The following is a 25722-nucleotide window of genomic DNA, read 5'->3' as shown; positions in this document are numbered from 1 at the left end:
CCCCTAGTTCCCGCCGAGTACTTCAATCTGCCCTACCCGGAGCAATTCGATTCGCGGCCCACGTCGTGCTTCCACCCAGCCTCGCACTCGAATCCTACGATTTTCCAGAGACTTGGGCGCAAGCCCGGCCGCCTCAAACGCAGGGACTATGCGCCTTGAAATAGTCAGAGCAAAGTCCCGTGTCCAGTTTCGGCCGAAATTCAGGTAGGTGGTCGCCCCCGCCTGACGCACGGACAAAACCCTGCCCTCGACGACGGTAAAGCGCCCGATCCCGGCCAAAATATCGTCCGGACTTTCGGCGTTTTTTATGACCATGGCCTCCGCCCAGGTTCCCGATCGGGCGGCCCGTGCCTCGGCCTCCGCCGCCATCAGCGTGCTGACACAGTCCCTGTCGGCGATCTCGGACGACACCAGCGCGAGGCCCTGGCGCAGCAGCTCGCTTTGTACAGGCATCTCTTGGCCATCGAGGAACGCGTAGGCCGGCTGCCGGCCGTAGCGGTCCGGCGTGTCGTCCTGTCCGCGCAGCGTCACCTCGCGTCCGACCAGCAGCGCCGACAGTACTGTGGTGGCCTTCGCCCGGTCCGCCACCTCGATGCCGGCGAGCTTGACCTCGCGGCCGTCGTCCAGCCGCAGGCTGCGTGCATCGACCACAGCGGCGACGCGACCTTCGCCCTGAATCTCGAAATTGCATCCAGCCGCGTGACTTGCGCCGCAAGCAAGCAGTGTCGTGCACGCGAGGAGGGTGCTGCGAGCTAGCGTCGACAGAATCTGCATCGATTGAATCTGCATGGCTCGATCTTCGCACATCTTGACCATTCCGTTCAGCGGAAAACACGTGTCAGCTCCGCGGCTTGCCGCTGTGCATGGCATGCGGCATGATCCGGCCCTCGAAACGGACCTGATGGAATGAGGTCCGCATCTCAAGGGGAGGGTTTGAATGAGACGGGTTTTGGCCGGCGTGTTGGCCTGTGTGTTTGCGATCTCGGCGAATGCGTCGCTGGCGCAGGACAAGCCTCCGCTGAAGCTCGGCGGCATCCTCGATATGTCGAGCCTCTATGCCGACATCACCGGTTCGGGCAGCGAGACCGCCGCCAAGATGGCGGTGGAGGATTTTGGCGGCACGGTGCTCGGCCGCAAGGTCGAGATCGTGGTCGGCGACCATCTCAACAAGGCCGACCTTGCCGCCAATATCGCCCGCGACATGATCGATAACCAGGGCGTCGAGATGATCTTTGACGTCGCGGCCTCCGCGACCGCGCTCGCCGCCGGCGAGATCGCCAAGGCCCGTGGCAAGATCATCATGTTCAACGGCCCGGGCTCGATCCGCCTCTCCAACGAGGCCTGCGGCCCCTATACCGTGCACTACGTGTTCGACACCTTCGCGCAGGCCAATGTGACGGGCCTTGCCGCGGTGAAATCCGGGCTCGACACCTGGTTCTTCCTGACCGCGGATTACGCATTCGGCCAGGACCTCGAAAAGGACACCAGCAATGTCGTGGTGAAGTCGGGCGGCAAGGTGCTCGGCAGCGTGCGGCACCCGATCAATACCTCGGACTTCTCTTCCTTCCTGCTGCAGGCGCAGGCCTCGAAAGCGAAGGTGATCGGGCTCGCCAATGCCGGCGGCGACACCATCAACGCGATCAAGCAGGGCGCCGAGTTCGGCATCACCAAGGGCGGCCAGAAGATCTCGCCGCTGCTGGCCTTCGTGACCGATATCGACAGCGTCGGGCTCGAGACCGCGCAGGGGCTGCTGCTCGCGGAAGCCTTCTACTGGGATCTCAATGACGACACCCGCGCCTTTACCAAGCGCTTCATGGAGCGCACCAAGCGGGTGCCGACCTCGGCCCAGGCCGGCGTGTACTCCTCTGTGATGCACTATTTGAAGGCGGTGAAGGCCGCCGGCACCACCGATGCGGCCGCTGTCATGAAGGTGATGAAGGAGACCCCGATCAACGACATGTTTGCCAAGAACGGCCGGATTCGCGAGGACGGCCGCATGGTGCACGACATGTATTTGTTCGAGGTCAAGAAGCCTTCGGAGTCGAAAGGCCGCTGGGACGACTACAAGCTGCTCGCGACCGTGCCCGGCGACCAGGCGTTCCAGCCGTTGTCGGAGTCGCGCTGCCCGCTGGTGAAGAAGTGACAATGTTCGGCCGTCATTGCGAGGAGCAATAGCGACGAAGCAATCCATCTCTCCCAGGATTGAGGCATGGATTGCTTCGCTTCGCTCGCAATGACGGTGGGGAAACAACCAAAACAACGAAAGGCCAAACGCCATGAGCGATAATCAGATGGTTCTCCAATCCCTCGACAAGGGCCTGCTCACCATCACCATGAACCGGCCGGATCGGCGCAATGCGCTCAATCCCGAGATGACGCGCGGCCTCGTTGAGGCGGCGCGGCGTGCGCAGGACGATACTGAGGTGCGTGCCGTGCTGATCCGCGGCGCCGGAGGCACCTTCTGCGTCGGCGGCGACGTCAAGTCGATGGCGGAAGGCCGCGCGCCGCTGCCGTTCGAGGCCAAGATGGCCAACCTACGCCGCGGCATGGAGGTCTCGCGTATCCTGCATCAGATGCCGAAGCCGGTGGTGGCGCAGCTCGACGGCGCGGCGGCCGGCGCAGGCCTCTCGATCGCGCTGTCCTGCGATCTGCGCGTCGCCAGCGCCTCCTGCAAGATCACCACCGCGTTTGCCAAGGTCGGCTTCTCCGGCGACTACGGCGGCACCTATTTCCTGACCAAGATGCTCGGCAGCGCCAAGGCGCGCGAGCTCTATCTGATGTCGCCGGTGCTGTCGGCACAGGAAGCCTATAACCTCGGCATGGTCTCCAAGGTGGTGCCTGATGCCGATATCGAGGCCGAGACGCTGGAGTTGGCGCGCTCGCTGGCGCAGGGACCGTCGGTGGCGCTCGGCTACATCAAGCGCAACATCAACAATGCCGAGACCATGACACTCGAAGCCTGCTTCGACGGTGAGGCGATCCACCACACCCGTGCCGGCGAGACCACCGACCACAAGGAAGCGGCCAAGGCGTTCGTCGAGAAGCGCAAGCCTACCTTCCAGGGGCAGTAAGCCGTGACCAATTCCATGGCCGAATACATGCGGCTGCGGCAGATCTGCCTGGTGGCGCCGCAGCTTGCGCCCGTGATCGCGGACATTTCCGCGATCATGGGCCTCGATGTCTGCTACCGCGACGGCAACGTCGCCAAATACGGCCTCGAGAACGCGCTGCTGCCGGTCAATACGATCCTGCTTGAGGTGGTGGCGCCGTTCCAGCCGGGTCCAGGCACCGCGGCCGGCCGCTTCATCGAGAAGACCGGCGGCCGCGGCGGCTACATGGCAATCTTCGCTTGCGAGGATCCCGACGCGCGCGGCGCGAAAGCCAATGCGATCGGCGTGCGCACCGCCAACGTGATCACGCACGCGCCGTATCACGGCGTGCAACTGCACCCGCGCGACTGCCGCGCCGCCTTCATCGAGTTCAATCACACCGACGGCAGCGACGACATTCTCGGGCCATACCCGCCGGCCGGCCCGGACTGGCAGAAATCGATCCGCAAGGACACGACCCTGGCGCTGACCGAGGTCGAGATGCAGGGCCCAGAGCCCGAAGGGTTGGCGGCGCATTGGGGCCGTATCATCGGCGTTCCCGCCGACGGCACCGTGGTGAAGCTGCCGAACACTAGCTTCCGCTTCCTCAAGGGCGATAGCGAGATCATGAGCGGCTTGACCTTCAAGGTCGTCGACAAGGCCAAGGTGCTGGCTGTCGCGAAAGCCAGGGGCTGCGCGGTTGATGGCGATGAGTTCCAGCTTTGCGGCGTGATGTTCAAGCTGACGGACTGATGTCGTAGCCCGGATCGAGCGCAGCGAAATCCGGGGCCACTCCGTCCGCGATTGGACCGCCCCCGGATTGCGCTGCGCTCCATCCGGGCCACGCGCTCCCTAGTCCGTCATCCTGAGGTGCGAGCGGAGCGAGCCTCGAAGGATGCACGGCCACAGACGGGCCGATCCATCCTTCGAGACGGCCGCATTGCGGCCTCCTCAGGATGACGGGGTAAGGTTGAGCCCGCGGCGACGATCCAATATCGTCGAGCGCAACAAGAACAACGGAACGCCCTCATGCCGCATCCGCTCGATTCCTTCTTCGCCCCAAAGAGCATCGCGCTGATCGGCGCCTCGCGCGATCATGAGAAGATTCCCGGGCGGCTGCTCGCGATGCTGCGCAAGAACGGCTATCCCGGTGCGCTCTATCCGATCAATCCGAACTATGACGAGATCGACGGGCTGAAATGCTTCAAGTCGATCGCCGACATCGGCGCGCCGATCGACCTCGCCGTCATCGTCATTCCGGCGCGCGCGGTGCTGCCGGCGCTGGAACAGTGCGCGGCAGTCGGCGTCAAGAACGCTGTCATCATCTCGTCCGGCTTTGCCGAGGAGGGCGGCGACAGCGCAGCAATGCAGGACGCGATCGTGGCGCTGGCAAAGCGGACCGGGATGCGGATCTCGGGTCCGAACGCCGAAGGATTCTATAGCCAGGTGCAGAAGGTCGCCGCGACCTTCAGCCCGACTGTCGACGTCAAGCCGGATGCAACTGACTTGGCTGCGAGCCAGCGGCGGATCGGCATCGTCGCGCAGAGCGGCGGCATCGGCTTTGCGATCTATCATCGCGCCAAGGCGCTTGGTGTCGCGCTCAGCTATGTCGTGAGCGCCGGCAATGAGAGCGATCTCGGCGCCGGCGAATTCCTCGATTACATGGTGCAGGATCCCTCGACCGACGTGATCCTGCTGTTCATCGAAGGCATCCGCGACGTCGACAAGTTCCTGCTTGCAGCGAAGCGCGCGGCAGAGCTCAGGAAGCCTGTCATCGTAACTAAAGTGGGCCGTTCCGGCGCCGGCGAACGCGCGGCGGCCTCGCACACCGCGAGCATGGCGGGCTGGTCGGCGGCCTATGACGCGGTGTTCGCAAAGTACGGCTTTATCGTCTCCAACGACCTCGACGAGGCCGTGACCATTGCTGCCGTATTCACCACCAATCCGCTGCCGAACGGCGATCGCGTCGCGGTGCTGACGGTGTCCGGCGGCGCCGGCATCTGGGGCGCCGACACCGTGTCGATGCAGGGCCTGCGCGTGCCGGAGTTCTCAGTCGCGATCCAGAGCCAGATCAAGCAATGGATGCCGTCCTATGGCGCGGCAGGAAATCCGGTCGACGTCACCGCGCAGGGCGTCTCCTCCGGCGGCCTGCAGAAGAGCATCGAGCTGTTCGACGCCTCCGACGAGGTCGATGCGACCTTGGTCGTGCTGTCGCTGTCGAGCGAAACGCGGATGCCGTTCAAGGAGGCCGAGCTGAAGCCGGTGATCTCAAGGCAGAACAAGCCGGTGGTGTTCTATTCCTACACGCTGCCGTCGCACTTCGCGCGGCAGGAGCTGGCGAAGTCGGGCGTGGTGGTGCTCTCGGGGCTGACCCATGTCGGCGTCGCGATGCGGCGGCTGGCGGACTATGCAGCGTTCAGGCCCGCACCGGAGGTCGCGGCATCTGACTCGCAGATGCGCGATCTCTCTGCGCATCTCACAGCGAAGACACTCTCCGAACATGACAGCAAGTCGCTGCTGCGCGCCGCCGGCATCGCGTTGCCGGACGAGGTGCTGGTGATCGATCGCGACGGGCTCGACGCGGCGATCGAGCGGGCCGGATTTCCACTTGTCATGAAGATCCAGTCGCCTGACATCGCGCACAAGAGCGAGGTCGGCGGCGTCCGCATCAACATCGCCGCCAAGGGCGCGGCGTTCATCGCCTATCGCGACATGCTGGAGACGGTGCAGAAGGCGCGGCCGGATGCTGCGATCCAGGGCGTGCTGGTCGGGCCGATGGCCAGGAAGGGCGTCGAGATCATCGTCGGCACCATGACGGATGGGACCTTTGGCCCGATGGTGATGGTGGGGCTCGGCGGCATCACCACCGAGCTGTTCAAGGACGTGGTCTATCGCCCGGCACCGGTGAGCCCGGCGGAAGCGACCACGATGCTGGAAACCCTGAAGGCCGCGCCGCTGCTGCACGGCTTCCGTGGCGCGCCGAAGGCCGATGTCGCGGCGCTCGCGCAATTGATCTCGCAGATCTCAGTGCTGGCGGCGCAGCACCGAAGCGAGATCGCCGAGATCGAGGTCAATCCCGTGCTGGTGCATCCGGAGGGGCAGGGCGTCACGATCGTCGATGCGCTGGTGGTGCCGAGGGGATAGCGAGCCATCTCCCCAACGTCGTCCCGGGCTTGACCCGGGACCCATACGCCGCGGCCCGCGGAAAGGGCACAAGGGGAGACGGCTTGTCTCGCCACTCGCATCGGTGGCTATGGGTCCCGGCCTTCGCCGGGACGACCCGTGGAGAGAGCGGCGCGAGGTCTTACCGCCCCTTGAAGTTGGCGACGCGGCGCTCGGCGGTGGCCTTGACGCCTTCCTTGAAGTCTTCGGTCGCGCGCAGCTTGGTCTGCTCTTCCAGCTCGTGGTTGGTCGCGGCGAGCACGCGGTCGGCGAGGCCGGCGCGCATGGTGGCGCGGGTCGAGACCAGGCCGAGTGGCGAGCATTCGGCGATCTCCTGCGCGAGCTTCATCGCCTCGGCGCGCACTTGATCCTGCGGCACCAGCACATTGGCGAGGCCCCAGCGATAGGCCTCTTCGCCGGTGACGCGGCGGCTGGTGTAGAACATCAGCTCGGCATTGTTCTTGCCGATCAGCTCCGGCAGCGTCGTGGTGAGGCCGAAGCCCGGATGGAAGCCGAGCTTGGTGAAATTCGCGGAGAAGCGGGCCTCGGGGCAGGCGACGCGGAAGTCGGCCGAGACGGCAAGGCCGAGACCGCCGCCGATCGCGGCGCCATGGATCGCCGCGACGATCGGCTTCTTGTTGCGGAAGATGCGCACCGCCTGAACGTAGAGATGGTTGATCGGCAGGTTCGAGGCCGGATCGCTCTTGGCGCGCTCCTCCTGCTCCTGGCGGGCCGGGTCGCCGAAATTCGCGCCGGCGCAGAACGCCTTGCCCTGGGCTGCGAGCACCGAGGCGCGGATCTCGATGTTGTTGTCGAACTCCTCCAGAGCGTCGGCGATCTGGTTGATCAGCGCGACGTCGAAGAAGTTCAGCGGCGGCTTGCGAATTTCGATCAGGCCGACATGGCCATGGGTTTCGACGCCGATATCAGTATACTTGGTCATCTGTTGTCTCCAGTAAGGGCTTCAATCTCTCGGCGCGAAAGCGAGTCACCTCTCCCAAGGGGAGAGGTCGATTTGCGCCAGCAAATCGGGTGAGGGGCTGTGCTCTATCGAGGGACCGTGATCCCTCACCCGGCGCCGTGCGCCGACCTCTCCCGATGGGAGAGGTGCAAGAGCTTGCGGTGAGATCATCGGTCCCATTGACGGTCAGCGCAAACCAAGCCCGCGGGCGATGATGCCGCGCAGCACTTCGGTGGTGCCGCCCTGAATCGTCAGCTTGGGCGCGGTCTTGATGGCGAAATCGAGCTGCTTTTCCAGCGTCTCGCGATTGGTCGCGGTCTCCTCGACGAACGCCGCGAGATCGCGGACGCGATGCGGCAGCTGCTGCTCCCACACCGTGCCGATGTCCTTGACGATGGAGGCCTCCACCACCGGCTCCTTGCCGGACTGCAGCATGCCCGCGACCGACACCGACATGCGGCGCATCGTGTGAACCTGCGCCACCAGGCGGCCAATACCCTCGGCGCTGCGGGTGTCCGGGTTCTTGCCGACCGCACGCACCAGCTCGGTGAGCACGTAATAGGTCTCTAGGAAGCGCTCGGGGCCGGAGCGTTCATAGGCGAGCTCGGATGTTGCCTGCTTCCAGGCGCCGTCGACCTCGCCCAGCACGTGATCGTCGGGCACGAAGTAATCGGTGAACACCACCTCGTTGAACTCGAACTGGCCGGTGATCTGGCCGATCGGATTCACCTGGATGCCCGGCTGCTTCATCTTGACCAGGAACTGGGTCAGGCCGTGGCGGCGGTTTTCCTTGGTCGGCGATGACGTGCGGAAAATCGCGATCATGTAGTCGGCGATATGCGCCGACGAGGTCCAGATCTTGGTGCCGTTGATCAGATAGCCGCCGTCGGTCTTGGTCGCGCGGGTCTTTGCCGCGAACAGATCGGAGCCGGAGTTCGGCTCGCTCATGCCGATCGCGAAGCAGACCTCGCCGCGGCAGATCCGCGGCAGGATGTCCATCTTGATGTGCTCGGGCGCATATTTCAGCAGCACGGGCCCGCTCTGGCGGTCGGCAACGAAGAAGCGCCGGGTCGGCGCGTTCGCCACCCGCATCTCCTCGGTCACGACATAGCGTTCGAGGAACGAGCGCTCCTGGCCACCATATTTCTTCGGCCAGGTCATGCCGAGCCAGCCCTTGGCGCCGACGCGGCGGGAGAATTCCGGCGCGTCATTGTCCTCGCGGTTCGGCGCGTGGGGATCGAAGGTGCCGGCGGCGATTTCCTCAGCGAGGAAGGCCCGCACTTCCTTGCGGAGCTGCTCGCATTTTTCCGGCAGGCGGATCGGATCGAAACGAAGGGCTGCGGTCATGATGTCTCTGTCCTGAGCTCAGCGCGAAGCCACCAACGGCCACAATTCATCGGCGCCACGCTCGGCGACGAGCTTGCCGAGCTCCACCGCCCAGTAGCTCTCCGAGCCGAAATCGTCGCGCCACGCCAAGGCGCGCAGCGAGTAGCGGTGCAGGATGTGCTCGATGGTGAAGCCGATCGCGCCATGCACCTGGTGGGCGATGCCGCTGCCTTTCTCGGCCGCTTCCGAGCAACGGATTTTTGCCGAGGCGGCTTCAAGGAACACCGCGTCATTGTCGAGCGATGCCGCGCTCGCGATGGTGTCAGCCGCGGAAGTCGCGGCAGCCAGCGCCGCGGCGGACTCGCCGGCGAGACGGGCGAGGTTGTGCTGCACCGCCTGGAACTTGGAGATCTTCTTCTCGAAGGCGACGCGCTCGTTGGAATAGCGCACAGAAATGTCGAGCATCGATTCCAGGGCGCCTGCGATCTGCAGCGACCGCACCACGCCGCCCATCAGCATCAGCGTGGTCTGGTCAAAGCCCTTGGGCGCCGGCCGGGTCGTGACCGGCTGCACCTTGTCGAGCGTGACGGTGTCGTTGTGGTCGCCGCCAAGCCCGATGCCGGATTCGATCCGGCACTTCGCGGCGTCGACCAGCGCGATCGAGATGCCGCCACTGCCATCAGCCAGCACGGCGAAATGTTTTGCGTCTTTCGCGAACGGCACGCCGCGGGCACGGCCCGAGAGCGAGCCGTCGGCGCCAACCGTGACGCGGTCCTTCGGGCTTGCCGGCAGCACGGTCATCTCGCCTTCCGGGGAGGTGATCTTGCCTTGCGTCAGCAGCCAGCCGGCCAGCATTGTTTCGGCCAGCGGAACAGCAATCGCATGCCGCCCGGCGACGCTGAGGACGCTGAAACCTTCCGCGAGACTGGCGCCGGAACCGCCGAGATCATCTGGCACCCAGGACAGCGGCAGGCCGGCTTCGGTCAGCGCCCGCCACAGCGGCGCCTTCCATGCGCCGTGCTTGTCGTGATTGATGGTTTGGGCATCCGCGAGATCGGCGAAAATCTTTTCCGCGGTCTCGGCGACGATGTTCTCACTCTCCGCCACAGCGTTCCTCGTGTTGATTGGCTTGGGGTTGGCCGTTCGGCCATGCCCTGCTTGCGATGTTGTCTTGCGCTCAATGATGCGGAAAAGCCATAGCCGTGACAAGCGTTGCCCGCAGGGCCACTTGCACAGACGGCATGAAGCCGGACCGGGCGCGCGAATTCCGCATAGTGAACTTTCGACCGCCTCGGTTTGTATGCCACGCGCGGAAGTAAATTGGCCGGCGACATTCGTTCAGTCCGCCAGATGAAACTCGATCGCCTTCCGCATCAGGTCGGCGAACTCGGTCTCCTGGGTGACCAGCGCGTCGTTCAGTCCGGCCACGCACAGCACCAGCGGCTCGTTCGATTCCGCTGATGGCGGCAGGTTCATGGCAACGGCGCCCGCGCCCGGCGTGACCAGGCCGAGCGAGAAGGCATGCCCCTTGGCGCGGACCTTCTTCAGCTCCAGCAGCAAGGCCTTGATGTCGATCTGCCGATCGGGTCGCGGCTCGTTGGCGTTGATCAGGCGCACCAGGCGGCGTACCTCCTTGTCCGGATAGGCCGACAGCAGCGCGTAACCCGATGCGGATCGCGCCAGCGGCCGCAGCGTTCCGGCCTTGACATAGAGCCGCATTGGCAGTCTGGCCTGAACGATATGGACATATTGCGCGCTGAGCCCGTTGCGTACCGCGAGCATGATGGTCTCCCCGGTTTTCTCGGAGAGTTCGTTCATCAAATTGATCAGGCGCCCCCGCGTGAACAGCGCCGGGCTCAGCCAGTGCCCCAGCATCGATATCCGCGGCGTCGGGATATAAGTGCGGCGGCTGGTGTCGTAATGCAGATAGCCGAACGCGGTCATCGTCCGCATCAGCGCCGAGGTGCTGGACTGCGGGAATTTGAGCGCAGCTGCGACCTCGATGGCGGAAGCTGCGCGCTGGTGCTCCTCGAAGAATTCGAGCACGTCGAACACCCGCCGCGCCGACTTGACCGCATTGTCCATCTTCGGCAGGTCGCGCGAAGTATCGCCGGGGAAATCGGGGCCGTCGAAAGACCGCGGGCCGGCGGCCGCGCCGGCTTTCGCTGCATCTTTCTTCGCCACCGGCATCGCTATCGTCCCTGCTGTGCCACCCGCCGCTTCAGCCACCAGCCGTATTGCTCGGGCCAGCTGGTCCACTCCGGATCGCATCCGAGCGCCAGCGCCGTCTGCGCGGGCCAGTTCGGATTCCACAGCAGTTCGCGGCCGAGTGCAATAAGCGTCGCCTTGCCGTCCCGCAAGATGGCTTCCGCGTAATCCGGTTCGCGGATCAGCCCGACCGCGACCGTCGGCATGCCGGCCTCCTTCTGGATGCGCTCGGCGAACGGCACCTGGAAGCCCGGGGTGCGCGACACCAGCGAGTTGCCGCGCGGCAGCTTCATGCCGCCCGATGAGCAGTCCACCATGTCGATCCCGATCGCCTTCAGCTCGGTGGCAAATGCGATCGAGTCCTCGATCGACCAGCCGATGTCGACGCCGTCGACCGACGAGATGCGGACGAAGGCTGGCAGATGATCCGGCCATTCCTCGCGCATGATCGCAGCGATCCGCAGCGGCAGGCGCATGCGATTTTCGCGCGACCCGCCATACGCGTCGTTGCGGTTGTTGGCGAGCGGCGACAGGAACGAGTGCATCAGATAGCCGTGCGCGCAGTGCAGCTCGATGACGTCGTAACCGGCGGCCCTGGCGCGGCGAAACGCCTGGCGGTAGTCGTCGACTAGGGTATCGATCTGCTCTGAAGTCAGCATCTGCGGTGCCGGCCAGCCGTCGTCGAAGGGAATGCCGCTCGAGGCCGCGATCTGCCACGGGCCTTCGCCACGCGCCTTGATATCGGCCTCGCCGAGCGGATTGCCGCCTTCCCACGGCCGCTGCGCCGAGCCCTTCCGGCCGCCATGTGCGATCTGGATCGCGGCCTTGGCGTTGAAGCTGTGGATCAGCGCGGCGAGGGCGGCATGATCCGCGATGTGCGTATCATCCCAGATGCCGAGGCATCCATGGGTGATGCGTCCCTGGACGTTCACCGAGCTCTGCTCGACGAACACGAGACCGGCGCCGCCGGCGGCGAGCTTGCCGATATGCGCCGTGTGCCAATCGGTGGCGCGCCCGTCCTGCGCCGAATAGGTCGCCATCGGCGAGACCATGATCCGGTTCTTCAGTTCGAGGTCGCGGAGTTGCAGCGGAGTGAAGAGCAGCGGCAGTTCGGTCATGCGATGTCCAGCCTTGCTTGTGATTTCTTGCCTGTGGTCTTGCGAATTCGTGAGAGCATCATTTCTTCAGCAGTGGGCATGCGCTCTCCTCAGGCGTCGCAAATGCCTCCTTGCCCGGGATCACCTGAACCAGCTTCTCGTAGTCCCAGGCGCCCTTGGATTCCGCCGGCGATTTCACCTGCACGAGATACATGTCGTGGATTAGCTGGCCGTCCTCGCGCAGGAATGCATTGCGGGCAAAGAAGTCGTCGATCGGCATGTCCTTCATCTGCGCGATCACCTTGGGGCCGTCGTCGGTGCCGGACTTCTCGATTGCCTTGAGATAGTTCATGACCGCCGAGTAGAGACCGGCCTGCACCATGGTCGGCCGCTTGTTGGTCTTGGCCATGAAGCGCGCGGCGAAGTCGCGGGTCTTGTCGTCGAGATCCCAATAGAAGGCGGTCGCGAGCTGCAAACCCTGGGCGGCCTGCAGGCCGATCGCGTGGATGTCGCTGGTCTGCATCAAGAAGGCTGCCAGCTTCTGCTGCTGCGCCAGCCCGAATTCCTGCGCCTGCCGGATCGAATTGGCGAGATCGCCGCCGGTGTTGGCAAAGGCGATCACGTCCGCCTTCGAGCTCTGGGCTTGCAGCAGATAGGACGAGAAATCCATGCTGTTGAGCGGATGCCGCACCTCGCCGGCGATGCTGCCGCCGACCTTCTCCACGGTCTTGGCTGCATCGTTGCGCAGGGCGTGCCCGAAAGCGTAGTCGACCGTGACGAAGTACCAGCTCTTTGCACCTTCCTTGGCCAGCGCCCGAACCGTGCTGTTGGCGAGCGCATAGGTGTTGTAGGTCCATTGCACCGAATTGGCCGAGCAGCCCTTTCCGGTCAGATCGGAGGAGCCGGCCGACGACACCAGCATCGCCTTGTTCTTCTGCTTGGTGAGTTCGAGCACGGCGAAGGCGACGGCGGAATTGGCGAAATCGACGATGACGTCGACATTCTCCTGCTCATACCAGCGCCGCGCGATGCCGGCGCCGATGTCGGCCTTGTTCTGGTGGTCGGCATCGACCATCGTGATCGGCTTGCCCAACACCTTGCCGCCGAAATCCGCGATCGCCATCCGGACCGCCTCGACCGCTCCGGGGCCGGCAGCGTCGGCATAGAGACCGGCGTGATCGGTCAGCACGCCGATCTTCACCATGTCGTCGGAGATCTGCGCGCGGGATGGAGTGGCTGCGAAGGTGGCCGTCAGCAATGCAGCGCTCGCGGCGAGCCATCCGTAACTCGATGTCATTGTCCTTGGTTTCCTCTAGTTCGATTGCCTTATGGCGTTGGTCTTTTCTTGCCGCAGGTCGATCATGTCAGGATGCGCCTGCGGGTTCTTGTCCGTGCCGAGCAGCGTGTGCTTCTGGATCTTGTTGGTCGAGGTCAGCGGCAGGTCGGTGACGAAGGCGATCCACGCCGGCAGCTTGAATGGCGCGAGGCGCTCGCGGCAGAAATGGAAGATCTCCTGAGCGAGCGCGCGCGAAGCAGCGGCGCCGCCGTCGTTGATCACGATGAAGGCCGCAACCTCTTCGTCGCGGATCGGATCGCGCGCGGCAACGACCGCCGCCTGTTTGACCAGGTCGGATGTTGTCAAGACGGCCTCGATCTCCGCCGCCGAGATGTTTTCCCCGGCGCGGCGAACCAGATGCTTCAGCCGGTCGACGAATACGAACGCGCCGTCATCGTGCTGCCAGGCGCTGTCGCCGGTGTGAAACCAACCGCCGCGCCAGGCCTGCTCGGTGGCCTCGGGATCCCTGAGATAGCCCGAGAAGAAGCCGCGCCGTGGCGTCGCTTCCGAATGGCGTACGCAGAGTTCGCCGACCGTGCCCGGCGGCAGCGCATCGCCGTCGGCATCGAGGATGATCATTTCGAGGCCGGGCACGCTGCGGCCGATCGTGTTGGTCTCCAGATGGCGCGGCTCGACCGTGTTGAATGGACTGCGTCCGGTCTCCGTCATGCCCCAGCCCTCGACGAAGGGGATGCCGAAACGCTCGCGGGCTCGCGCGCGCTGCTCGGGATTGGCGCCGACGCCCATCGAGAACCGCAGCGCATGAATTTTCTCGTCCGGCGTCTCCGGCTGGGCGAGCAGGGCCGCGACGATCACGCCGAGATAGTGCAGCACGGTTGCATGGCAGGAGACGATGTCGCGCCAGGCCAATTTCGCGTTGAAGCGCTCCGGCAGGATCAGGCAGCCGCCGGTCAGCATCATCGCGATCGGCGTCAGCGTCAGGCCGGCCATGTGGAACAGCGGCAGCGGGCTGTAGAGACGCTCCGTTCCGGCATGATACGTCGCCTCGCCGCCGTGGCTGACGTACCAGCGACCGGTCGAGACCACGTATTCATTGGTCAGGATGCAGCCCTTCGGACGCGCCGTCGTGCCCGACGTGTAGAGCAGCGCGGCCTCGGTCTCGCTGCCCGGCTCGCCAATGCGCGGTGGTGGCCGCCGGGCAGGAATCTGCGTCACGCTCGCGCCGAGATCGTCGCCGGACACCTCGAGCACGGGCACCGCACCGGTCAGCGCCTTCTGTAACTCCTTCTGATCGTGCAGCGTGACGATCAGGTCGGGCTCGGCATGTGCGATCAAATACTCGATTTCCGCCGCGCGATAGGCCGGGTTGATCGGAACGATCGAGACGCCGAGGCCGTTGAGCGCCAGCCAATGCACGATGAAGTCGGGCCGGTTCTCCAGCAGCAGACAGGCGCGGTGTCCGTGGCCGAAGCCGGATGCGCGGTATCGATCGCGCAATGCGCAGACCTGCCGCGCGATGTCGCCATAGGACAGTTCGACGCCGTCGGGAAAGTATGCGCGGTCGGGACGGGCGGGAATGCAGAGGAAGGGTCTGAACGCCGCAGCATCTGATGTCGCAGCGAACGTGCTGAACACGGTGTACATCGTGGCGAAACTTCCCTTTGACGGCCGCTGGTCGATGTCAACGATGCCGATCCGAAAGAGCCGGGTGCTTCGTTGAGCGCACTTGTCATGCGATCACGACGTTGCGCGGAAGCTATAAGGACGAATAATATGCTGTCAAATTGATTATGAGTTTCCATAAAACTCATATGTAGTTTGAAACCAAAAACGGGGATAGCGAGATGAAGATGCACATGTTGTCGGGCGGCCGTCTGCAGATGTCGAAGCGGACCTATCTGCCTGATGCGCCGCGCGGCGAGATGATCGAGCTTCCGGTGTCCTGCGTGCTGTTACGGCACACGCAGGGCAATGTGCTGTTCGACACCGGATGCCATCCCGATGTCGCGACCGATCCCGAAGGGCGGCTCGGCACGCTCGCCAAATACATGCGTCCGCTCATGCCGGCGGACGATCATGTGCTGACGAGTCTGAAGGCGGTTGGCCTTGGCCCCGACGATATCGACGTGGTGATCTGCTCTCACCTGCACACCGATCATTGCGGTTGCAACGCCTTCTTCAAGAGGGCGACGATCTTCGTCCACGCGCTCGAGGTCGAGGCCGCGAATGCGGATAACGCGTTCGATCGCGGATACATCAAGGCGGATTGGGATCATCCGCTGAAGATGGAGATCTTCGACCGGCAGATGGATGTGTTCGGCGATGGCAAACTGACGCTGGTGCCGCTGCCGGGACATTCCAAGGGAACGACTGGCGCGCTGGTCAAGCTGGATCAGAGCGGTGAATATCTGCTCGCGTCCGACGCACTCAGTGTGCGCGCCAATCTCGATCAGCGGACCTCACCGAGGAACAGCCTTGACGTCGACCAGTTCCTGAACTCGCTCGACGAGATCGCCAGGCTCGAGGCATCCGGGGTCAAGATCATCTGCGGCCATGACGATGCGCAATGGGCCAGCCTGCAAAAGGGCCCGAACGCGTATATGTGAGGGCCTGTACCTGAAGCCTTGGCGCGGTTTGCAGATGGCATCCCGCGCGATATGGTATGCCACCGCCGGAGTTCATCTGGCTCACAACAACAAGGAAAATGCAGATGTCCAAGGATGGTTTGTGCGCGATCGTGACGGGATCGGCATCGGGCCTCGGCGCCGCCACCGCGCAAATCCTCGCCACGCCGGGCGCGCGCCTCATCATCAACTATTCCAACAGCAAGGCGGAAGCCGAGGCGACCGCGGAAGCCTGCCGCAAGCAGGGCGCCGAGGTGCTGGTGGTGCAGGGCGACGTGTCGCGCGATGAGGATTGCAAGAAGATCGCAGCCGCTGCGCAGGGCTGGGGCCGTCTCGACGTACTGGTCAACAATGCCGGCACCACGAAGCATGTGCCGCATCACGATCTCGACGGCCTGACGGCGGAGGATTTCCAGCGCATCTATGCCGTCAACACCATCGGCCCGTTCCAGATGGTCCGTGCCGCGCGTGCGCTGCTCGAGATCGGTGCAAAGGCCTCCGGCCGTCCCTCGGCGGTGGTGAACGTTTCCTCGGTCGCGGGCATTTCCGGCGGCGGTTCGTCGGTCGCCTATGCCGCGAGCAAGGGCGCGCTCAACACCATGACGCAGTCGCTGGCGCGCGCCCTGGCGCCGTTGATTCGCGTCAACACCGTGTGCCCCGGCTATATCGATACGCCCTGGTTCACCAAGGGGCGCGGCGAAGCGGGCGCCAAGCAGGTGCGTGATGCCGTGGTCGCGCGCGTGCCGCTGAAGGTCGCATCAACGGCCGAAGATATCGCCAATCTCGTCTGCTTCCTGGCGAGCCCGGCGTCGAGCAACATGACCGGCGAATTCGTCCGCATGGACGCCGGCATGCATCTCATTCAGTGACGTCGCAATCCACGCCTTCAGGGTAGTTGCTGAAACGAAAATGCCCGGGCCAGGCCCGGGCATTTTGATTTTGACCCAATGTGCGGCTTCGCCGTCACCGGTTTCCGATATCCGGGATCACGCGCGCCGCGACCAGCCGGTTCCAGATGAACAGCACCACCAGCGCGCCGATCGTGGCGGTGATGAAGCCGGCGCCCTGTTCAGGACCGTAGTGGCCGATGGCCTGGCCGATGAAGGTCGCGAGAAACGCGCCGGCGATACCGAGCACGGTGGTGAGAATAAAGCCGTTTGGATTATTCGGTCCCGGCGACAGGAGCCGCGCGATGATCCCCGCGACAAAGCCGACGATGATGACCCAGATGATGCCGCCCATGACTGTCGTCCTCCTCAGATGGAATCAACGCTGGCGCTAAAGCCGGCCGTTCAGCTCGTCGCCGCTCGGCAGCCGGCCGTCCGGCGTCAGATGATTGATCGCGTCGGGCAGATACTGGCTCAGGCCCTGCAGCAATTGGTCGCGCGACATGCCGCTCTGCGACGCCAGCGAGTCGATCTGGTCAGCGCCGAGCGCGTTGGCGAGATCGCCGGGCGCGATCTGCTTGTTGGGGCCGTTGCTGACCCAGGAATTGGCGGCGTCGCCATGGCCCTTCTGCTGCAATTGGCTGAGCAGATCGCCGAGGCCGCCGCTGAGCACGGTGCCGGCTGCGCCGCCGGCGAGCAGGCCGCCAAGGCCGCCCTTGAGCAGATCACCGAGCCCGCCACCACCGGCTCCGCCGGGCAGGCTCGCGGTGACGTTGCCGGGGAGTGATGGCGCTTGCGCCGGCGTCGGCTGAGGGGCGGTCGCGCCCGGCTGGCCGCCGGAGAAATGCTTGACCGCCTTCCAGGCGAGCAACGCCAGGATGGCCATGGTCATCGGCGACATTCCGCTGCCGCCGCTGCTGGAGCTGTCGGATGGTGTGCTCGGCGCGCTGGGACCGCGGGGCCCGTTCTGCATGCCGTTGAGTACGTCGAGTAAACCCATGATCGTCTCCTGCCGCAACCGTGCCCCGAGCCGGAAACATAGCTTCGGGCCATGACGGTTACAAGGCGGGCCACCCGGGCGGCGGCGCGTGGAAATAGGCAGGCAACCCAAGGTCTGCTATCGAGCCCTGATGAACGGACGTTTAGCCAGATGAACGCGGACCGGCCGATCGGCATCGCGGGTGCCGGAAGCATCGGGTGCTTCGTCGGCGGCATGCTGGCAGCGTCCGGCCGCCGCGTCGCGCTGCTGGCGCGGCCGCGGTTGATCCAGGAGATCGCAGGCAACGGCTTGCGGGTCAGCAGTTTCGACGGCTCGGAGCGGGCGGTATCCGCGGACCGGCTCATTCTGTCCGACGATCCGTCGATCCTGCACGACGTCCGGACGGTGCTGGTGACGGTGAAGAGCGCCGATACAGCCGAGATCGCCGAACTGATCGCACGCCACGCAGCTGCCGATGCCGCGGTGATCAGCCTGCAGAATGGCGTCGGCAATGTGCCGCTGCTGCGCGACCGCCTGCCGGCCCGCAAGGTGCTCGGCGGCATGGTGCCGTTCAATGTGGTCGCGCTCGGCGACGGCCGCTTCCATCGCTCGACCTCGGGCGACATCGTGATCGCGCAGGACGATGCCGGCACCGCGGCGTTTCTGTCGGTGCCGGGTCTTGCGATGAACGGCACCGCCAACATCGACGGCGTGCAGTGGGGCAAGCTGATCGTCAATCTCAACAACGCGCTTAATGCGCTGTCCAACATTCCGCTGCGACAGCAGCTCGCACAGCGCGGCTGGCGACGATTGTTCGCCGACCAGATGGCCGAGGGTTTGGCCGCGATTCACGCCGAGGGGATTGTGCCGGTGTCGCCGACGCCGCTGCCTTCGAGCTGGATGCCGACATTGCTGCGGCTGCCGGACGCGCTGTTCGACATGCTGCTCGGCCGCACCATGAAGATCGATCCCGAAGCGCGCTCCTCGATGTGGGAGGATCTGCAGCGTGGCCGGCGCACCGAGATCGACTATCTGCAGGGCGTGATCACCGCGATCGCGGATCGCCGCGGCCTGGAGGCTCCGTTGTCGCGCCGCGTCATCGCGCTGATCCGGAAAGCGGAGGCCGACGGCAAGGGGTCGCCGGGGCTGACGCCGGAACAGGTTCGCGATGGCGGCTGACCGTAAGCGCCGACGATCGTCGGGCATAGCGTTCGGATAACCGAGGAGGTGACATCATGAAACGATGCTGCATCATACTGCTCACGCTTGTTGCGCTTGGCACCAGCCCGGTGCGCGCGGCGCCGCCGACCGTGACACCTTCGCCGGGCTATGATGCGCGTTTGCAGGAGCAGCGCGCGGCGGCGGCGTCGAGCCAATCGGTCAGGCCTGCGCGCAAACCGGTTACGCATCGACACCACAAGCGCGATCGCGCGCACTGATCCATTGCAGAGAAGACCTCAGATGAAGCTGCTGCTCCTCGCGCTCGCCGTCGTACTCGGCATCACTACGGCTGCCGACGCCGCCGATTATGCCGGTTCGATCAGTGCCTACCGGCGCGCCAATCATATGCCCGCGGTGAAGCTCGACGCGAAGCTGAATGCGATGGCGCTGAAGCAGGCGCAGGCGATGTCGGCAACCGGATCGGTCAGCCACTCCGCGGGCGGCAGCTTCTTCACCCGCATCGCGCCGCTGAAGAAGCAGCGCGCCGCAGAAAATATCGGCGCCGGCTTCATCGCCTTCGCCGAGATGCTGAAGCAGTGGGAGAACTCGGCGGGACATCGCGAGAATCTCTTGATGCCAGGCGCGAAGCGCGTGGGTGTTGCCTTCGTCGACAATCCGAAGTCGCCGTACCGCAGGTTCTGGGCGATGGTGATTACCGACTGACGTCGGTTCGCTTCGCAACCTTGGTCGGCGGCGGCGACGCCGGCGTGAACAGTTTCTTCAGGCCGTCCAATCCTTCGGAAAGCCGCGGCCATTCGCAGGAGAACGTGCCCTTCACGCAACTCGCTGCCTGCGGCCGTACCTTGGGAAGAGGGGCAGCAGCAGTCCGCGGCTTGACCGGCCGTGCGACCGGGGCCGGGACTTTCGCCGGCTCGCTGTGCACTGGCTCGTTGTGCACCGGCTCGCCGTGCAGTGACACTTGCTGAAGCTGCGGCGGCCGCACCTGCTGCTTGTCCTGCCGCTCGAGCTGCTTGGCATTGAACGCCGCGACGATGCTCGAGCGGCGCTCCTTCTCGAGATAGCCGGTATATTCCTGGTCGATCTTCCTCTGCTCGTCCGGCGTCGGATTGGGGCCGGCGATGTCGAAGCTGCGATCCTGCATGAAGTCGTAGTAGGTGTAGCCGCCGCCGGGCTTGCGGCGTCCGGCAAACTTGGCATTGCAGTCGGCGAGTTGCGCGGTCTTGTCTTCCCTGGACTTCGCCTTCTCGGCGAGGTCGGCGCAATCCTCAAAATCCTTCGGCGCGCCGCGCCACCATTGCGCGTGCGCGCTCAACGGCGCCAGCGCGAACGCGGCGACAAAAGCGGCAACAGCCAACGTCGATGATCGTGACGGCATCACGGACATTGCAACCAAATCCGAACGACACAGAGTGAGCAGATTGTCGCCATTTTAGTGACGCTTGTCACCTGGAACCGGACGATTTCCCTGACCATTTAAGTCGCAGATCAGCCATTTTGGCCTGATCGAGTAATCGCTGTACGCAATTGCAATGTATCAAGAATTCTTACCGTAACGGCGCGGCGGCAATTGGAACAATTCGCCTCGAATAGTTCATTTCACTCTATGCAGCAATGCGACGAGTTCCGCCTGCCGATGCGTGCCGGTCTTCTGGAAAATCGTCTTGAGCTGATTGCGCGCGGTGGCAAGGGCAATGCCGGCTTCCCGTGCGGCCGCCTCGATCGAATCGCCGCGCGCAAGTCGCGTGGCGAGGCGCGCCTGGGCCGGCGTCAGCTCGAACGCCGCCGCCAGCAGCGCCTGATCGAATGCGGCGTTGCCCTCGAGATCGCGGATCAACAGGATCGCGCGCGCGCCCAGGAATGGTGAGCGTGCGGCGGGAGGCACCGGCTGCATCTGGATCACGATTGGCCGCTTGTCGATCCTGCGCACCACGATCGGCGATGTCGGGAGCGGGTGCAGGTCCGAACTGTGGGCCAGAAGATCGATCAGCCTGGTCAGATCGGCATTGGCCTGCCGGTCGAGCAAGGTGAGGCGGTTGTTCCGGATCGCAAGTTCATGGCCGAGGCAGGCTTCCGCCTGGCCGTTCATGCCGATGACGGCGCCGAAGCGGCCGACGGCAATCGCCGCGATCTGAATCAGGTCGAGCGCGCTGGTAATGCCCGAAATTGCGGAGCGGCCGACGACGGCAGAGAGCGTCGCGGCTTCGGTGAGCCGCGCCGACACGCGCGAGAGTGCCTTGACCTCGTCGGCGTCGAACATGCCTTCCTTCGGCGAGCGCTGGATCGTCAATCCCCACAACGCAGGGCCGGAGCGGAAGCCGATAGCGGCAAACCATTTCAGCCCGAACTCGCCGAGCGACGTGTAGAGGGGGTCGCGCAGCATCTCGGTTTCGCCGCCGAACAGGTCGGCGTCGGTGATGACGTTGGTGCCGGCGAGCATCAGCGGCACGCCGCGCGCCGCGCGAATGTCGGTGAGATGAAGATTCTGCGGGAAGTAGGTCTTGGTGAAATAGTCGGTGATCGATTGCGTGCGCGGAATGTCTTCGGTGCGGATATCGCTCTGAAGCATCGCCGCCCCGGTCGCGCCGACGGCCGCGCAGACCTCGTCCATGAAGGACGGCCAGGTCGCGGGATCGAGAACCACGTCGCCAAGGCGCGCGGTCACGTCGTCCAGCCTGTGCACGTCGACCAAAGGCTCAGCTCCGCCTGATGCAGATGTTTGTTGTTTCACAGGACGAAACAGGTCGGACCTGTTTGCGACCGGTACCGTGCATAAGAAAGCCCGGACCGTCAGATATGCAAGTTAAATCAGCGTCACGGCCGAAGGCCGCCCCCCAAACCCCGACGAAACATGATCGAAAATCGGCGAGCGGCGCGAGCCCGCCGCTACAGCAAATGCAGATCCCGGCGGCGATCGGCCTCGGCCAGCGCCACGCGGCAGAAGCTGGCGGCGATCGCGACGACGTCCTCGACGGCTTGCGGATATTGCTTCGAGACCCAGCGTAGCGCGATCGAGATGACCGCACCGACCATGCCGATCGAGAGCAGCGTGGCAGCGGCGGCCTTGTCGCCGTGTCTGGGATCAAGCGTCGGCGGCACCAGGATATCGCTGAAGACGCGCAGGGCGTCGAGCTTGACGGCATCGACCGCCGGACTGATGCCGGAAATCTCCAGCAGGAAGACCCGCGCGGGCTTCGGGTGCTCCTTCAAACGGGTGAAATACAGCGTCAGCGCGGCGCGCAGCCTCATCTCGGCATCGCCGCCGGCGGCCGCCGCGGCGGCCGTCATTTCCTCGTGGAGGTGGCCGACGACATGGTTGTAGGCGGCGATCAGCAGGCCTTCGCTGTTGGAAAAGGATTCGTAGAAATAGCGTTCGGTGAGCTCGGCCGCCTCGCAGATCGCCTTCACGGTGGCGCCGCGATAGCCGACCTCGCCATAGACCTCGATCGCCGCATTGATCAGCTTCAGCCGCCGCTCGGCGCGGCGTTCCTCGGCGTCCATACCGCCATAGAGGCGGGCTTTCCGGCTGCTTGCCATGAAAAGTGTATTGACACGCGCCATTGTCAGATGTCAAGTTATCTGACAATAGATATTGTCAATTGTGCCGCGGGAGGGTCAGGGCATGTCTGCTCATTTCGACGTGTTGATCGTGGGTGCCGGGCTGTCGGGCATCGGTGCCGGCTATCATCTGCAGACCAACTGTCCGGATCGCAGCTACGCCATTCTCGAAGGCCGCGATTGCATCGGCGGGACCTGGGACCTGTTTCGCTATCCCGGCATCCGCTCCGACTCCGACATGTACACGCTCGGCTATTCGTTCCGGCCCTGGACCGAGCCGAAGGCGATCGCCGACGGCCCGTCGATCCTCAATTATGTGCGCGAGACCGCGCGCGTGTACGGAATCGACAAGAATATCCGCTTCAACCACCGCGTCGTGCGCGCCGACTGGTCATCGGCCGACTCGCAATGGACGGTCGAAGTGGAGTGCGGGCCGGAGAAGACGATCGAGCGTCTCACCTGCAACTTCCTGTTCATGTGCAGCGGCTACTACAAATATGAGCACGGCTACACGCCTGACTTCCCCGGCATCGCCGATTTCGCCGGCCGCGTCGTCCATCCGCAGAAGTGGACCGATGACATCGACTATGCCGGCAAGAAGGTGGTCGTGATCGGCAGCGGCGCGACCGCGGTGACGCTGGTGCCGGAAATGGCCAAGACCGCAGCTCATGTCACGATGCTGCAGCGTTCGCCGACCTATGTCGTGGCGCGGCCGGACGAGGACAAGGTCGCCAACTGGCTGCGGGCGCGGCTGCCGGCTAAACTCGCTTACGGCCTCACGCGCTGGAAGAACGTGCTGTTCGGCATGTATTTCTACCGGCTCTGCAAGCGCGATCCGGAGCGCGTGAAGAAGCTGATCCTCGGCGGCGTGCGCCATGCGCTCGGCCCCGATTACGACGTCGCCACCCACTTCACGCCGAGCTACAATCCGTGGGACCAGCGGCTTTGCCTGGTGCCGAACGGCGATCTCTTTCAATCGCTGCGCAGCGGCGGCTCGTCTGTCGTGACCGACCAGATCGAGACCTTCACGCCCGGTGGCATCAAGCTCAAGAGCGGCAATGTGCTCGACGCTGACGTCGTGGTGACCGCGACCGGCCTCGATCTGCAGGTCCTCGGCGGGCTCGAGATCAAGGTCGACGGCGTGCCCGTCGATCTGTCGAAGACCCTGAACTACAAGGGGCTGATGTATTCGGGCGTGCCGAACCTCGCCGCGGCCTTCGGCTACACCAACGCGTCCTGGACGCTGAAATGCGACCTGACCTGCGAATATGTCTGCCGCATCCTCAACCACATGAAGGCGAACGGCTACGCCCAAGTCACGCCGCGGCGAAACGATCCGACCGTGACCGAGCTGCCCTGGGTGGATTTTTCCTCGGGCTATATCCAGCGCGCCGCCGCCAGGTTCCCCAAACAGGGCTCGCGCCGGCCGTGGCGGCTCTATCAGAACTATGCGCTCGATATCATGACGCTGCGCTTCGGCTCGCTGAAGGATGAGGCGATCGAGTTTCTGCCGGCGCGCCGGGCCAGCACGGCGAATGCTGCCGCGAATCCGGCCCGGCAGGTGGCGTAACGCGCGAACCGCCGGCTCAACGCAACTTCGCGCGCGCCCGATGGGACGCGGGCTGGCGATCATTCGGCACCTCTGCTATGGGATGGCGGCGCCCGCATGCTTCGGCTAGCGGGCGGTGCGGTCCCGTAGCTCAGCCGGATAGAGCGACGGTTTCCTAAACCGTAGGTCGGAAGTTCGAGTCTTCCCGGGATCGCCATTTTCCGCCTGGCTGCGCCCAATGCGCGCCATGGGCGCACCCTTCACCGATCTCGAAGCCTCAACGGCGTTTGCGCAACGGGCTCCGGCACGGTCTGCCGGGCGTCAGCCGCCTCAGTTCACCCCAAATTAGGGAAAGCCCGGGACAATGGGGAGGGGGCCACCGGAAGACCGCGCGCATGCGAGCCAGCGTTCCAGAACGGGTTGGAGAGGGCGGCAACGACGCCCTTCGCGATCCGCTGCGTTCGAAGGGCCGGCCGCTCGTTGTCGATGTCGACGGGGTGATGGTTCCGGGAAACTCCTTCCCGGCGGATATCGCTTCCGGGATCACAAGCCGCTTTCGCGCCGTCACCACGGCGATTGCCACCGCCTTGGGACTCGCAGCACGTATTGCTGATGCATCGGGCTTCGATCCATCCCGCGCGCGGTTCGACCACGACGTCGTGACCTTCCTTTTGCAGGTGCTGGGCGAAGGCCGCCCCGTCTATCTCTGTTCGGAAATCCATCCCGAGCCGTTCGTCAGCGCGGTTGCCCAGCATCTCGGCGTCTTCACGGCCTGGGCCGCTACACCGGACGGTCGGTCGCCGGCTTCGCGGAGCGACGACCTGCCGCCCGTGCTCCGGCAGGGCTTCGACTACATCGGCGGTGAAGCGGTCGCGCTGCCCGGCTTTGCGTCGCGCGTGGCGCGCCATGGTCGATCCGCCCCGGCGGCACCCGCGCCGGCCGGTGTGCGCAGCTGGCTGAAGCTGCTTCGGGTGCATCAATATGCGAAGAACGCGCTCGTGCTGGTGCCGCTGCTGACCGCGCATAAATTTGCACCGGCGTCGGCGGCGACGTCGCTGCTTGCGGTGATCGCATTCTCGCTCTGTGCGTCGGGTGCCTACATCCTGAACGACATTCTCGACATCAACGCCGACCGCGCGCATCCGGCCAAGCGCAACCGTCCGATCGCAAGCGGCACCATCGCGGCGCCGCTAGCTGCGGGCGCGATGGCGCTGGCGCTGGTCGGCGCGTTCGCGATCGGACTGTGCATATCGGTCGAATTCAGCGGCGTCCTGCTCGGCTATTTCGCGCTGACCACCTCCTATTCATTGTGGCTCAAGCGCATCGCAATCGTCGACGTCGTCGTGCTGGCGACGCTTTACACCGTCCGGGTGATCGGCGGCGCGGTCGCGATCAGCGTGCCGATGTCGGAATGGCTGCTCGCGTTCTCGCTGTTCATCTTCATGTCGCTGGCGCTGGTGAAGCGCCATATCGAGCTCGCCAGCCAGCCGGACGGCGCGGTGCTGGCGGCGCGCGGCTACCGGATCGAAGACAAGTCGATGGTCGCGATCCTCGCGGCCGCGTCGGGCTTCAACGCCGTCGTGATCTTCACGCTCTACATCTCGTCCGATACGGTTCGCGCGCTCTACAGCCATCCGCAGCTGCTTTGGCTCTGCTGTCCGATCCTGATGTACTGGATCGGCCGCGTGATGCTGTTCGCGCAGCGCGGATTGATCGATGATGATCCGGTGATGTTCGCGCTGCGGGATCGCGCCAGCTGGGCCGCCCTTGGCGCGATCGGCGTCATCATGCTCGCCGCCATCTAGC

At 64.7% G+C, this 25722-nt stretch carries 23 protein-coding genes and 1 tRNA gene; 11 read left to right on the top strand and 13 right to left on the bottom strand.

What is annotated here, in order from left to right; genetic code table 11:
* Positions 1–3: 3 nt before the first annotated feature.
* Entirely contained in the window at positions 4–789 is a 786-nt protein-coding gene (locus tag HU230_RS30895) for a thermonuclease family protein (RefSeq protein ID WP_224943734.1), read from the bottom strand.
* A gap of 148 nt (positions 790–937) precedes the next feature.
* On the opposite strand from HU230_RS30895, the gene HU230_RS30890 reads away from it, so the two are divergent.
* The 4 genes from HU230_RS30890 to HU230_RS30875 all read left to right on the top strand — a co-directional run bounded on the left by HU230_RS30890 (position 938) and on the right by HU230_RS30875 (position 6233).
* Positions 938–2143 (top strand): ABC transporter substrate-binding protein, encoded by a 1206-nt coding sequence (locus HU230_RS30890; protein ID WP_176528573.1) that lies wholly within the window; start codon positions 938–940, stop codon positions 2141–2143.
* Between the two features lie 133 nt (positions 2144–2276).
* Positions 2277–3071: an enoyl-CoA hydratase gene (locus HU230_RS30885; protein WP_176528574.1), complete on the top strand. Its 795-nt coding sequence runs from the start codon at positions 2277–2279 to the stop codon at positions 3069–3071.
* A gap of 15 nt (positions 3072–3086) precedes the next feature.
* Complete coding sequence (locus HU230_RS30880; protein ID WP_176534797.1) at positions 3087–3842, top strand: VOC family protein; 756 nt, start codon at positions 3087–3089, stop codon at positions 3840–3842.
* Between the two features lie 276 nt (positions 3843–4118).
* The gene (locus HU230_RS30875) at positions 4119–6233 is read left to right on the top strand and encodes an acetate--CoA ligase family protein (RefSeq protein ID WP_176528575.1); all 2115 of its coding nucleotides are present in this window, start codon (positions 4119–4121) and stop codon (positions 6231–6233) included.
* 160 nt (positions 6234–6393) lie between these two features.
* On the opposite strand, the gene HU230_RS30870 is transcribed toward HU230_RS30875, so the two are convergent.
* The 7 genes from HU230_RS30870 to HU230_RS30840 all read right to left on the bottom strand — a co-directional run bounded on the left by HU230_RS30870 (position 6394) and on the right by HU230_RS30840 (position 14775).
* Positions 6394–7194 (bottom strand): enoyl-CoA hydratase/isomerase family protein, encoded by an 801-nt coding sequence (locus HU230_RS30870; protein ID WP_074126635.1) that lies wholly within the window; start codon positions 7192–7194, stop codon positions 6394–6396.
* A 204-nt stretch (positions 7195–7398) separates the two neighbouring features.
* The gene (locus HU230_RS30865; RefSeq protein ID WP_176528576.1) at positions 7399–8559 is read right to left on the bottom strand and encodes an acyl-CoA dehydrogenase family protein; all 1161 of its coding nucleotides are present in this window, start codon (positions 8557–8559) and stop codon (positions 7399–7401) included.
* Positions 8560–8577: 18 nt separating this feature from the next.
* On the bottom strand, positions 8578–9645 hold the full coding sequence (locus HU230_RS30860) for an acyl-CoA dehydrogenase family protein (protein WP_176528577.1): 1068 nt from the start codon (positions 9643–9645) through the stop codon (positions 8578–8580).
* 231 nt (positions 9646–9876) lie between these two features.
* The gene (locus HU230_RS30855) at positions 9877–10728 is read right to left on the bottom strand and encodes an IclR family transcriptional regulator (RefSeq protein ID WP_176528578.1); all 852 of its coding nucleotides are present in this window, start codon (positions 10726–10728) and stop codon (positions 9877–9879) included.
* A 2-nt stretch (positions 10729–10730) separates the two neighbouring features.
* A complete protein-coding gene (locus tag HU230_RS30850) occupies positions 10731–11864 on the bottom strand; it encodes an NADH:flavin oxidoreductase/NADH oxidase (RefSeq protein ID WP_176528579.1) in 1134 nt (377 codons plus the stop codon).
* A 58-nt stretch (positions 11865–11922) separates the two neighbouring features.
* Positions 11923–13140: an ABC transporter substrate-binding protein gene (locus tag HU230_RS30845; protein ID WP_176528580.1), complete on the bottom strand. Its 1218-nt coding sequence runs from the start codon at positions 13138–13140 to the stop codon at positions 11923–11925.
* A gap of 15 nt (positions 13141–13155) precedes the next feature.
* On the bottom strand, positions 13156–14775 hold the full coding sequence (locus HU230_RS30840; RefSeq protein ID WP_224943731.1) for an AMP-binding protein: 1620 nt from the start codon (positions 14773–14775) through the stop codon (positions 13156–13158).
* Between the two features lie 209 nt (positions 14776–14984).
* Here HU230_RS30840 and HU230_RS30835 point away from each other — a divergent pair, with 209 nt between their 5' ends.
* Together HU230_RS30835 and HU230_RS30830 are read left to right on the top strand one after the other, a co-directional pair.
* Positions 14985–15746 (top strand): N-acyl homoserine lactonase family protein, encoded by a 762-nt coding sequence (locus tag HU230_RS30835; RefSeq protein ID WP_176528581.1) that lies wholly within the window; start codon positions 14985–14987, stop codon positions 15744–15746.
* Positions 15747–15850: 104 nt separating this feature from the next.
* Positions 15851–16633, top strand: a complete 783-nt coding sequence (locus tag HU230_RS30830; RefSeq protein ID WP_176528582.1) for an SDR family NAD(P)-dependent oxidoreductase — start codon at positions 15851–15853, stop codon at positions 16631–16633.
* Between the two features lie 94 nt (positions 16634–16727).
* Here the strand turns inward: HU230_RS30830 and HU230_RS30825 are convergent, their stop codons facing one another.
* Together HU230_RS30825 and HU230_RS30820 are read right to left on the bottom strand one after the other, a co-directional pair.
* Complete coding sequence (locus tag HU230_RS30825; protein ID WP_176528583.1) at positions 16728–17006, bottom strand: GlsB/YeaQ/YmgE family stress response membrane protein; 279 nt, start codon at positions 17004–17006, stop codon at positions 16728–16730.
* 36 nt (positions 17007–17042) lie between these two features.
* Positions 17043–17651 carry a YidB family protein gene (locus HU230_RS30820; RefSeq protein WP_176528584.1) on the bottom strand — a complete coding sequence of 203 codons (609 nt, stop codon included), beginning with the start codon at positions 17649–17651 and terminating at the stop codon, positions 17043–17045.
* 150 nt (positions 17652–17801) lie between these two features.
* Here HU230_RS30820 and HU230_RS30815 point away from each other — a divergent pair, with 150 nt between their 5' ends.
* On the top strand, positions 17802–18809 hold the full coding sequence (locus HU230_RS30815) for a 2-dehydropantoate 2-reductase (RefSeq protein WP_176528585.1): 1008 nt from the start codon (positions 17802–17804) through the stop codon (positions 18807–18809).
* Positions 18810–19091: 282 nt separating this feature from the next.
* Positions 19092–19514 (top strand): CAP domain-containing protein, encoded by a 423-nt coding sequence (locus HU230_RS30810; protein WP_176528586.1) that lies wholly within the window; start codon positions 19092–19094, stop codon positions 19512–19514.
* Here HU230_RS30810 and HU230_RS30805 read toward each other — a convergent pair.
* The 3 genes from HU230_RS30805 to HU230_RS30795 form a co-directional block, all read right to left on the bottom strand.
* Positions 19504–20187, bottom strand: a complete 684-nt coding sequence (locus HU230_RS30805; protein ID WP_224944236.1) for a hypothetical protein — start codon at positions 20185–20187, stop codon at positions 19504–19506. The two genes, HU230_RS30810 and HU230_RS30805, sit on opposite strands and share 11 nt — an antisense overlap.
* A 216-nt stretch (positions 20188–20403) precedes the next feature.
* The gene (locus tag HU230_RS30800; RefSeq protein WP_176528588.1) at positions 20404–21474 is read right to left on the bottom strand and encodes a helix-turn-helix transcriptional regulator; all 1071 of its coding nucleotides are present in this window, start codon (positions 21472–21474) and stop codon (positions 20404–20406) included.
* Between the two features lie 221 nt (positions 21475–21695).
* Positions 21696–22346 (bottom strand): TetR/AcrR family transcriptional regulator, encoded by a 651-nt coding sequence (locus HU230_RS30795; protein WP_176528589.1) that lies wholly within the window; start codon positions 22344–22346, stop codon positions 21696–21698.
* An 85-nt stretch (positions 22347–22431) separates the two neighbouring features.
* Here HU230_RS30795 and HU230_RS30790 point away from each other — a divergent pair, with 85 nt between their 5' ends.
* From HU230_RS30790 to HU230_RS30780, 3 genes are all read left to right on the top strand, one after another.
* Positions 22432–23937 carry a flavin-containing monooxygenase gene (locus HU230_RS30790; RefSeq protein WP_176528590.1) on the top strand — a complete coding sequence of 502 codons (1506 nt, stop codon included), beginning with the start codon at positions 22432–22434 and terminating at the stop codon, positions 23935–23937.
* Positions 23938–24056: 119 nt separating this feature from the next.
* Positions 24057–24133: transfer RNA gene (locus HU230_RS30785), tRNA-Arg, on the top strand.
* Positions 24134–24311: 178 nt separating this feature from the next.
* Positions 24312–25721, top strand: a complete 1410-nt coding sequence (locus HU230_RS30780; protein WP_176528591.1) for a UbiA family prenyltransferase — start codon at positions 24312–24314, stop codon at positions 25719–25721.
* The last annotated feature ends 1 nt before the right edge of the window (position 25722 follow it).

Source organism: Bradyrhizobium quebecense, from assembly GCF_013373795.3.
Lineage (GTDB): Bacteria > Pseudomonadota > Alphaproteobacteria > Rhizobiales > Xanthobacteraceae > Bradyrhizobium > Bradyrhizobium quebecense.
This window is presented reverse-complemented; position numbering and strand designations above follow the sequence as displayed.

Coding starts and splice junctions, on each gene's coding strand:
- HU230_RS30780 (WP_176528591.1), top strand. CDS start 24,312: ATGCGAGCCAGCGTTCCAGAACGGGTTGGAGAGGGCGGCAACGACGCC.
- HU230_RS30815 (WP_176528585.1), top strand. CDS start 17,802: ATGAACGCGGACCGGCCGATCGGCATCGCGGGTGCCGGAAGCATCGGG.
- HU230_RS30880 (WP_176534797.1), top strand. CDS start 3,087: ATGGCCGAATACATGCGGCTGCGGCAGATCTGCCTGGTGGCGCCGCAG.
- HU230_RS30885 (WP_176528574.1), top strand. CDS start 2,277: ATGAGCGATAATCAGATGGTTCTCCAATCCCTCGACAAGGGCCTGCTC.
- HU230_RS30805 (WP_224944236.1), bottom strand. CDS start 20,187: ATGCCGTCACGATCATCGACGTTGGCTGTTGCCGCTTTTGTCGCCGCG.
- HU230_RS30820 (WP_176528584.1), bottom strand. CDS start 17,651: ATGGGTTTACTCGACGTACTCAACGGCATGCAGAACGGGCCCCGCGGT.
- HU230_RS30825 (WP_176528583.1), bottom strand. CDS start 17,006: ATGGGCGGCATCATCTGGGTCATCATCGTCGGCTTTGTCGCGGGGATC.
- HU230_RS30890 (WP_176528573.1), top strand. CDS start 938: ATGAGACGGGTTTTGGCCGGCGTGTTGGCCTGTGTGTTTGCGATCTCG.
- HU230_RS30790 (WP_176528590.1), top strand. CDS start 22,432: ATGTCTGCTCATTTCGACGTGTTGATCGTGGGTGCCGGGCTGTCGGGC.
- HU230_RS30810 (WP_176528586.1), top strand. CDS start 19,092: ATGAAGCTGCTGCTCCTCGCGCTCGCCGTCGTACTCGGCATCACTACG.
- HU230_RS30855 (WP_176528578.1), bottom strand. CDS start 10,728: ATGCCGGTGGCGAAGAAAGATGCAGCGAAAGCCGGCGCGGCCGCCGGC.
- HU230_RS30835 (WP_176528581.1), top strand. CDS start 14,985: ATGAAGATGCACATGTTGTCGGGCGGCCGTCTGCAGATGTCGAAGCGG.
- HU230_RS30850 (WP_176528579.1), bottom strand. CDS start 11,864: ATGACCGAACTGCCGCTGCTCTTCACTCCGCTGCAACTCCGCGACCTC.
- HU230_RS30870 (WP_074126635.1), bottom strand. CDS start 7,194: ATGACCAAGTATACTGATATCGGCGTCGAAACCCATGGCCATGTCGGC.
- HU230_RS30845 (WP_176528580.1), bottom strand. CDS start 13,140: ATGACATCGAGTTACGGATGGCTCGCCGCGAGCGCTGCATTGCTGACG.
- HU230_RS30895 (WP_224943734.1), bottom strand. CDS start 789: ATGCAGATTCAATCGATGCAGATTCTGTCGACGCTAGCTCGCAGCACC.
- HU230_RS30830 (WP_176528582.1), top strand. CDS start 15,851: ATGTCCAAGGATGGTTTGTGCGCGATCGTGACGGGATCGGCATCGGGC.
- HU230_RS30865 (WP_176528576.1), bottom strand. CDS start 8,559: ATGACCGCAGCCCTTCGTTTCGATCCGATCCGCCTGCCGGAAAAATGC.
- HU230_RS30875 (WP_176528575.1), top strand. CDS start 4,119: ATGCCGCATCCGCTCGATTCCTTCTTCGCCCCAAAGAGCATCGCGCTG.
- HU230_RS30795 (WP_176528589.1), bottom strand. CDS start 22,346: ATGGCAAGCAGCCGGAAAGCCCGCCTCTATGGCGGTATGGACGCCGAG.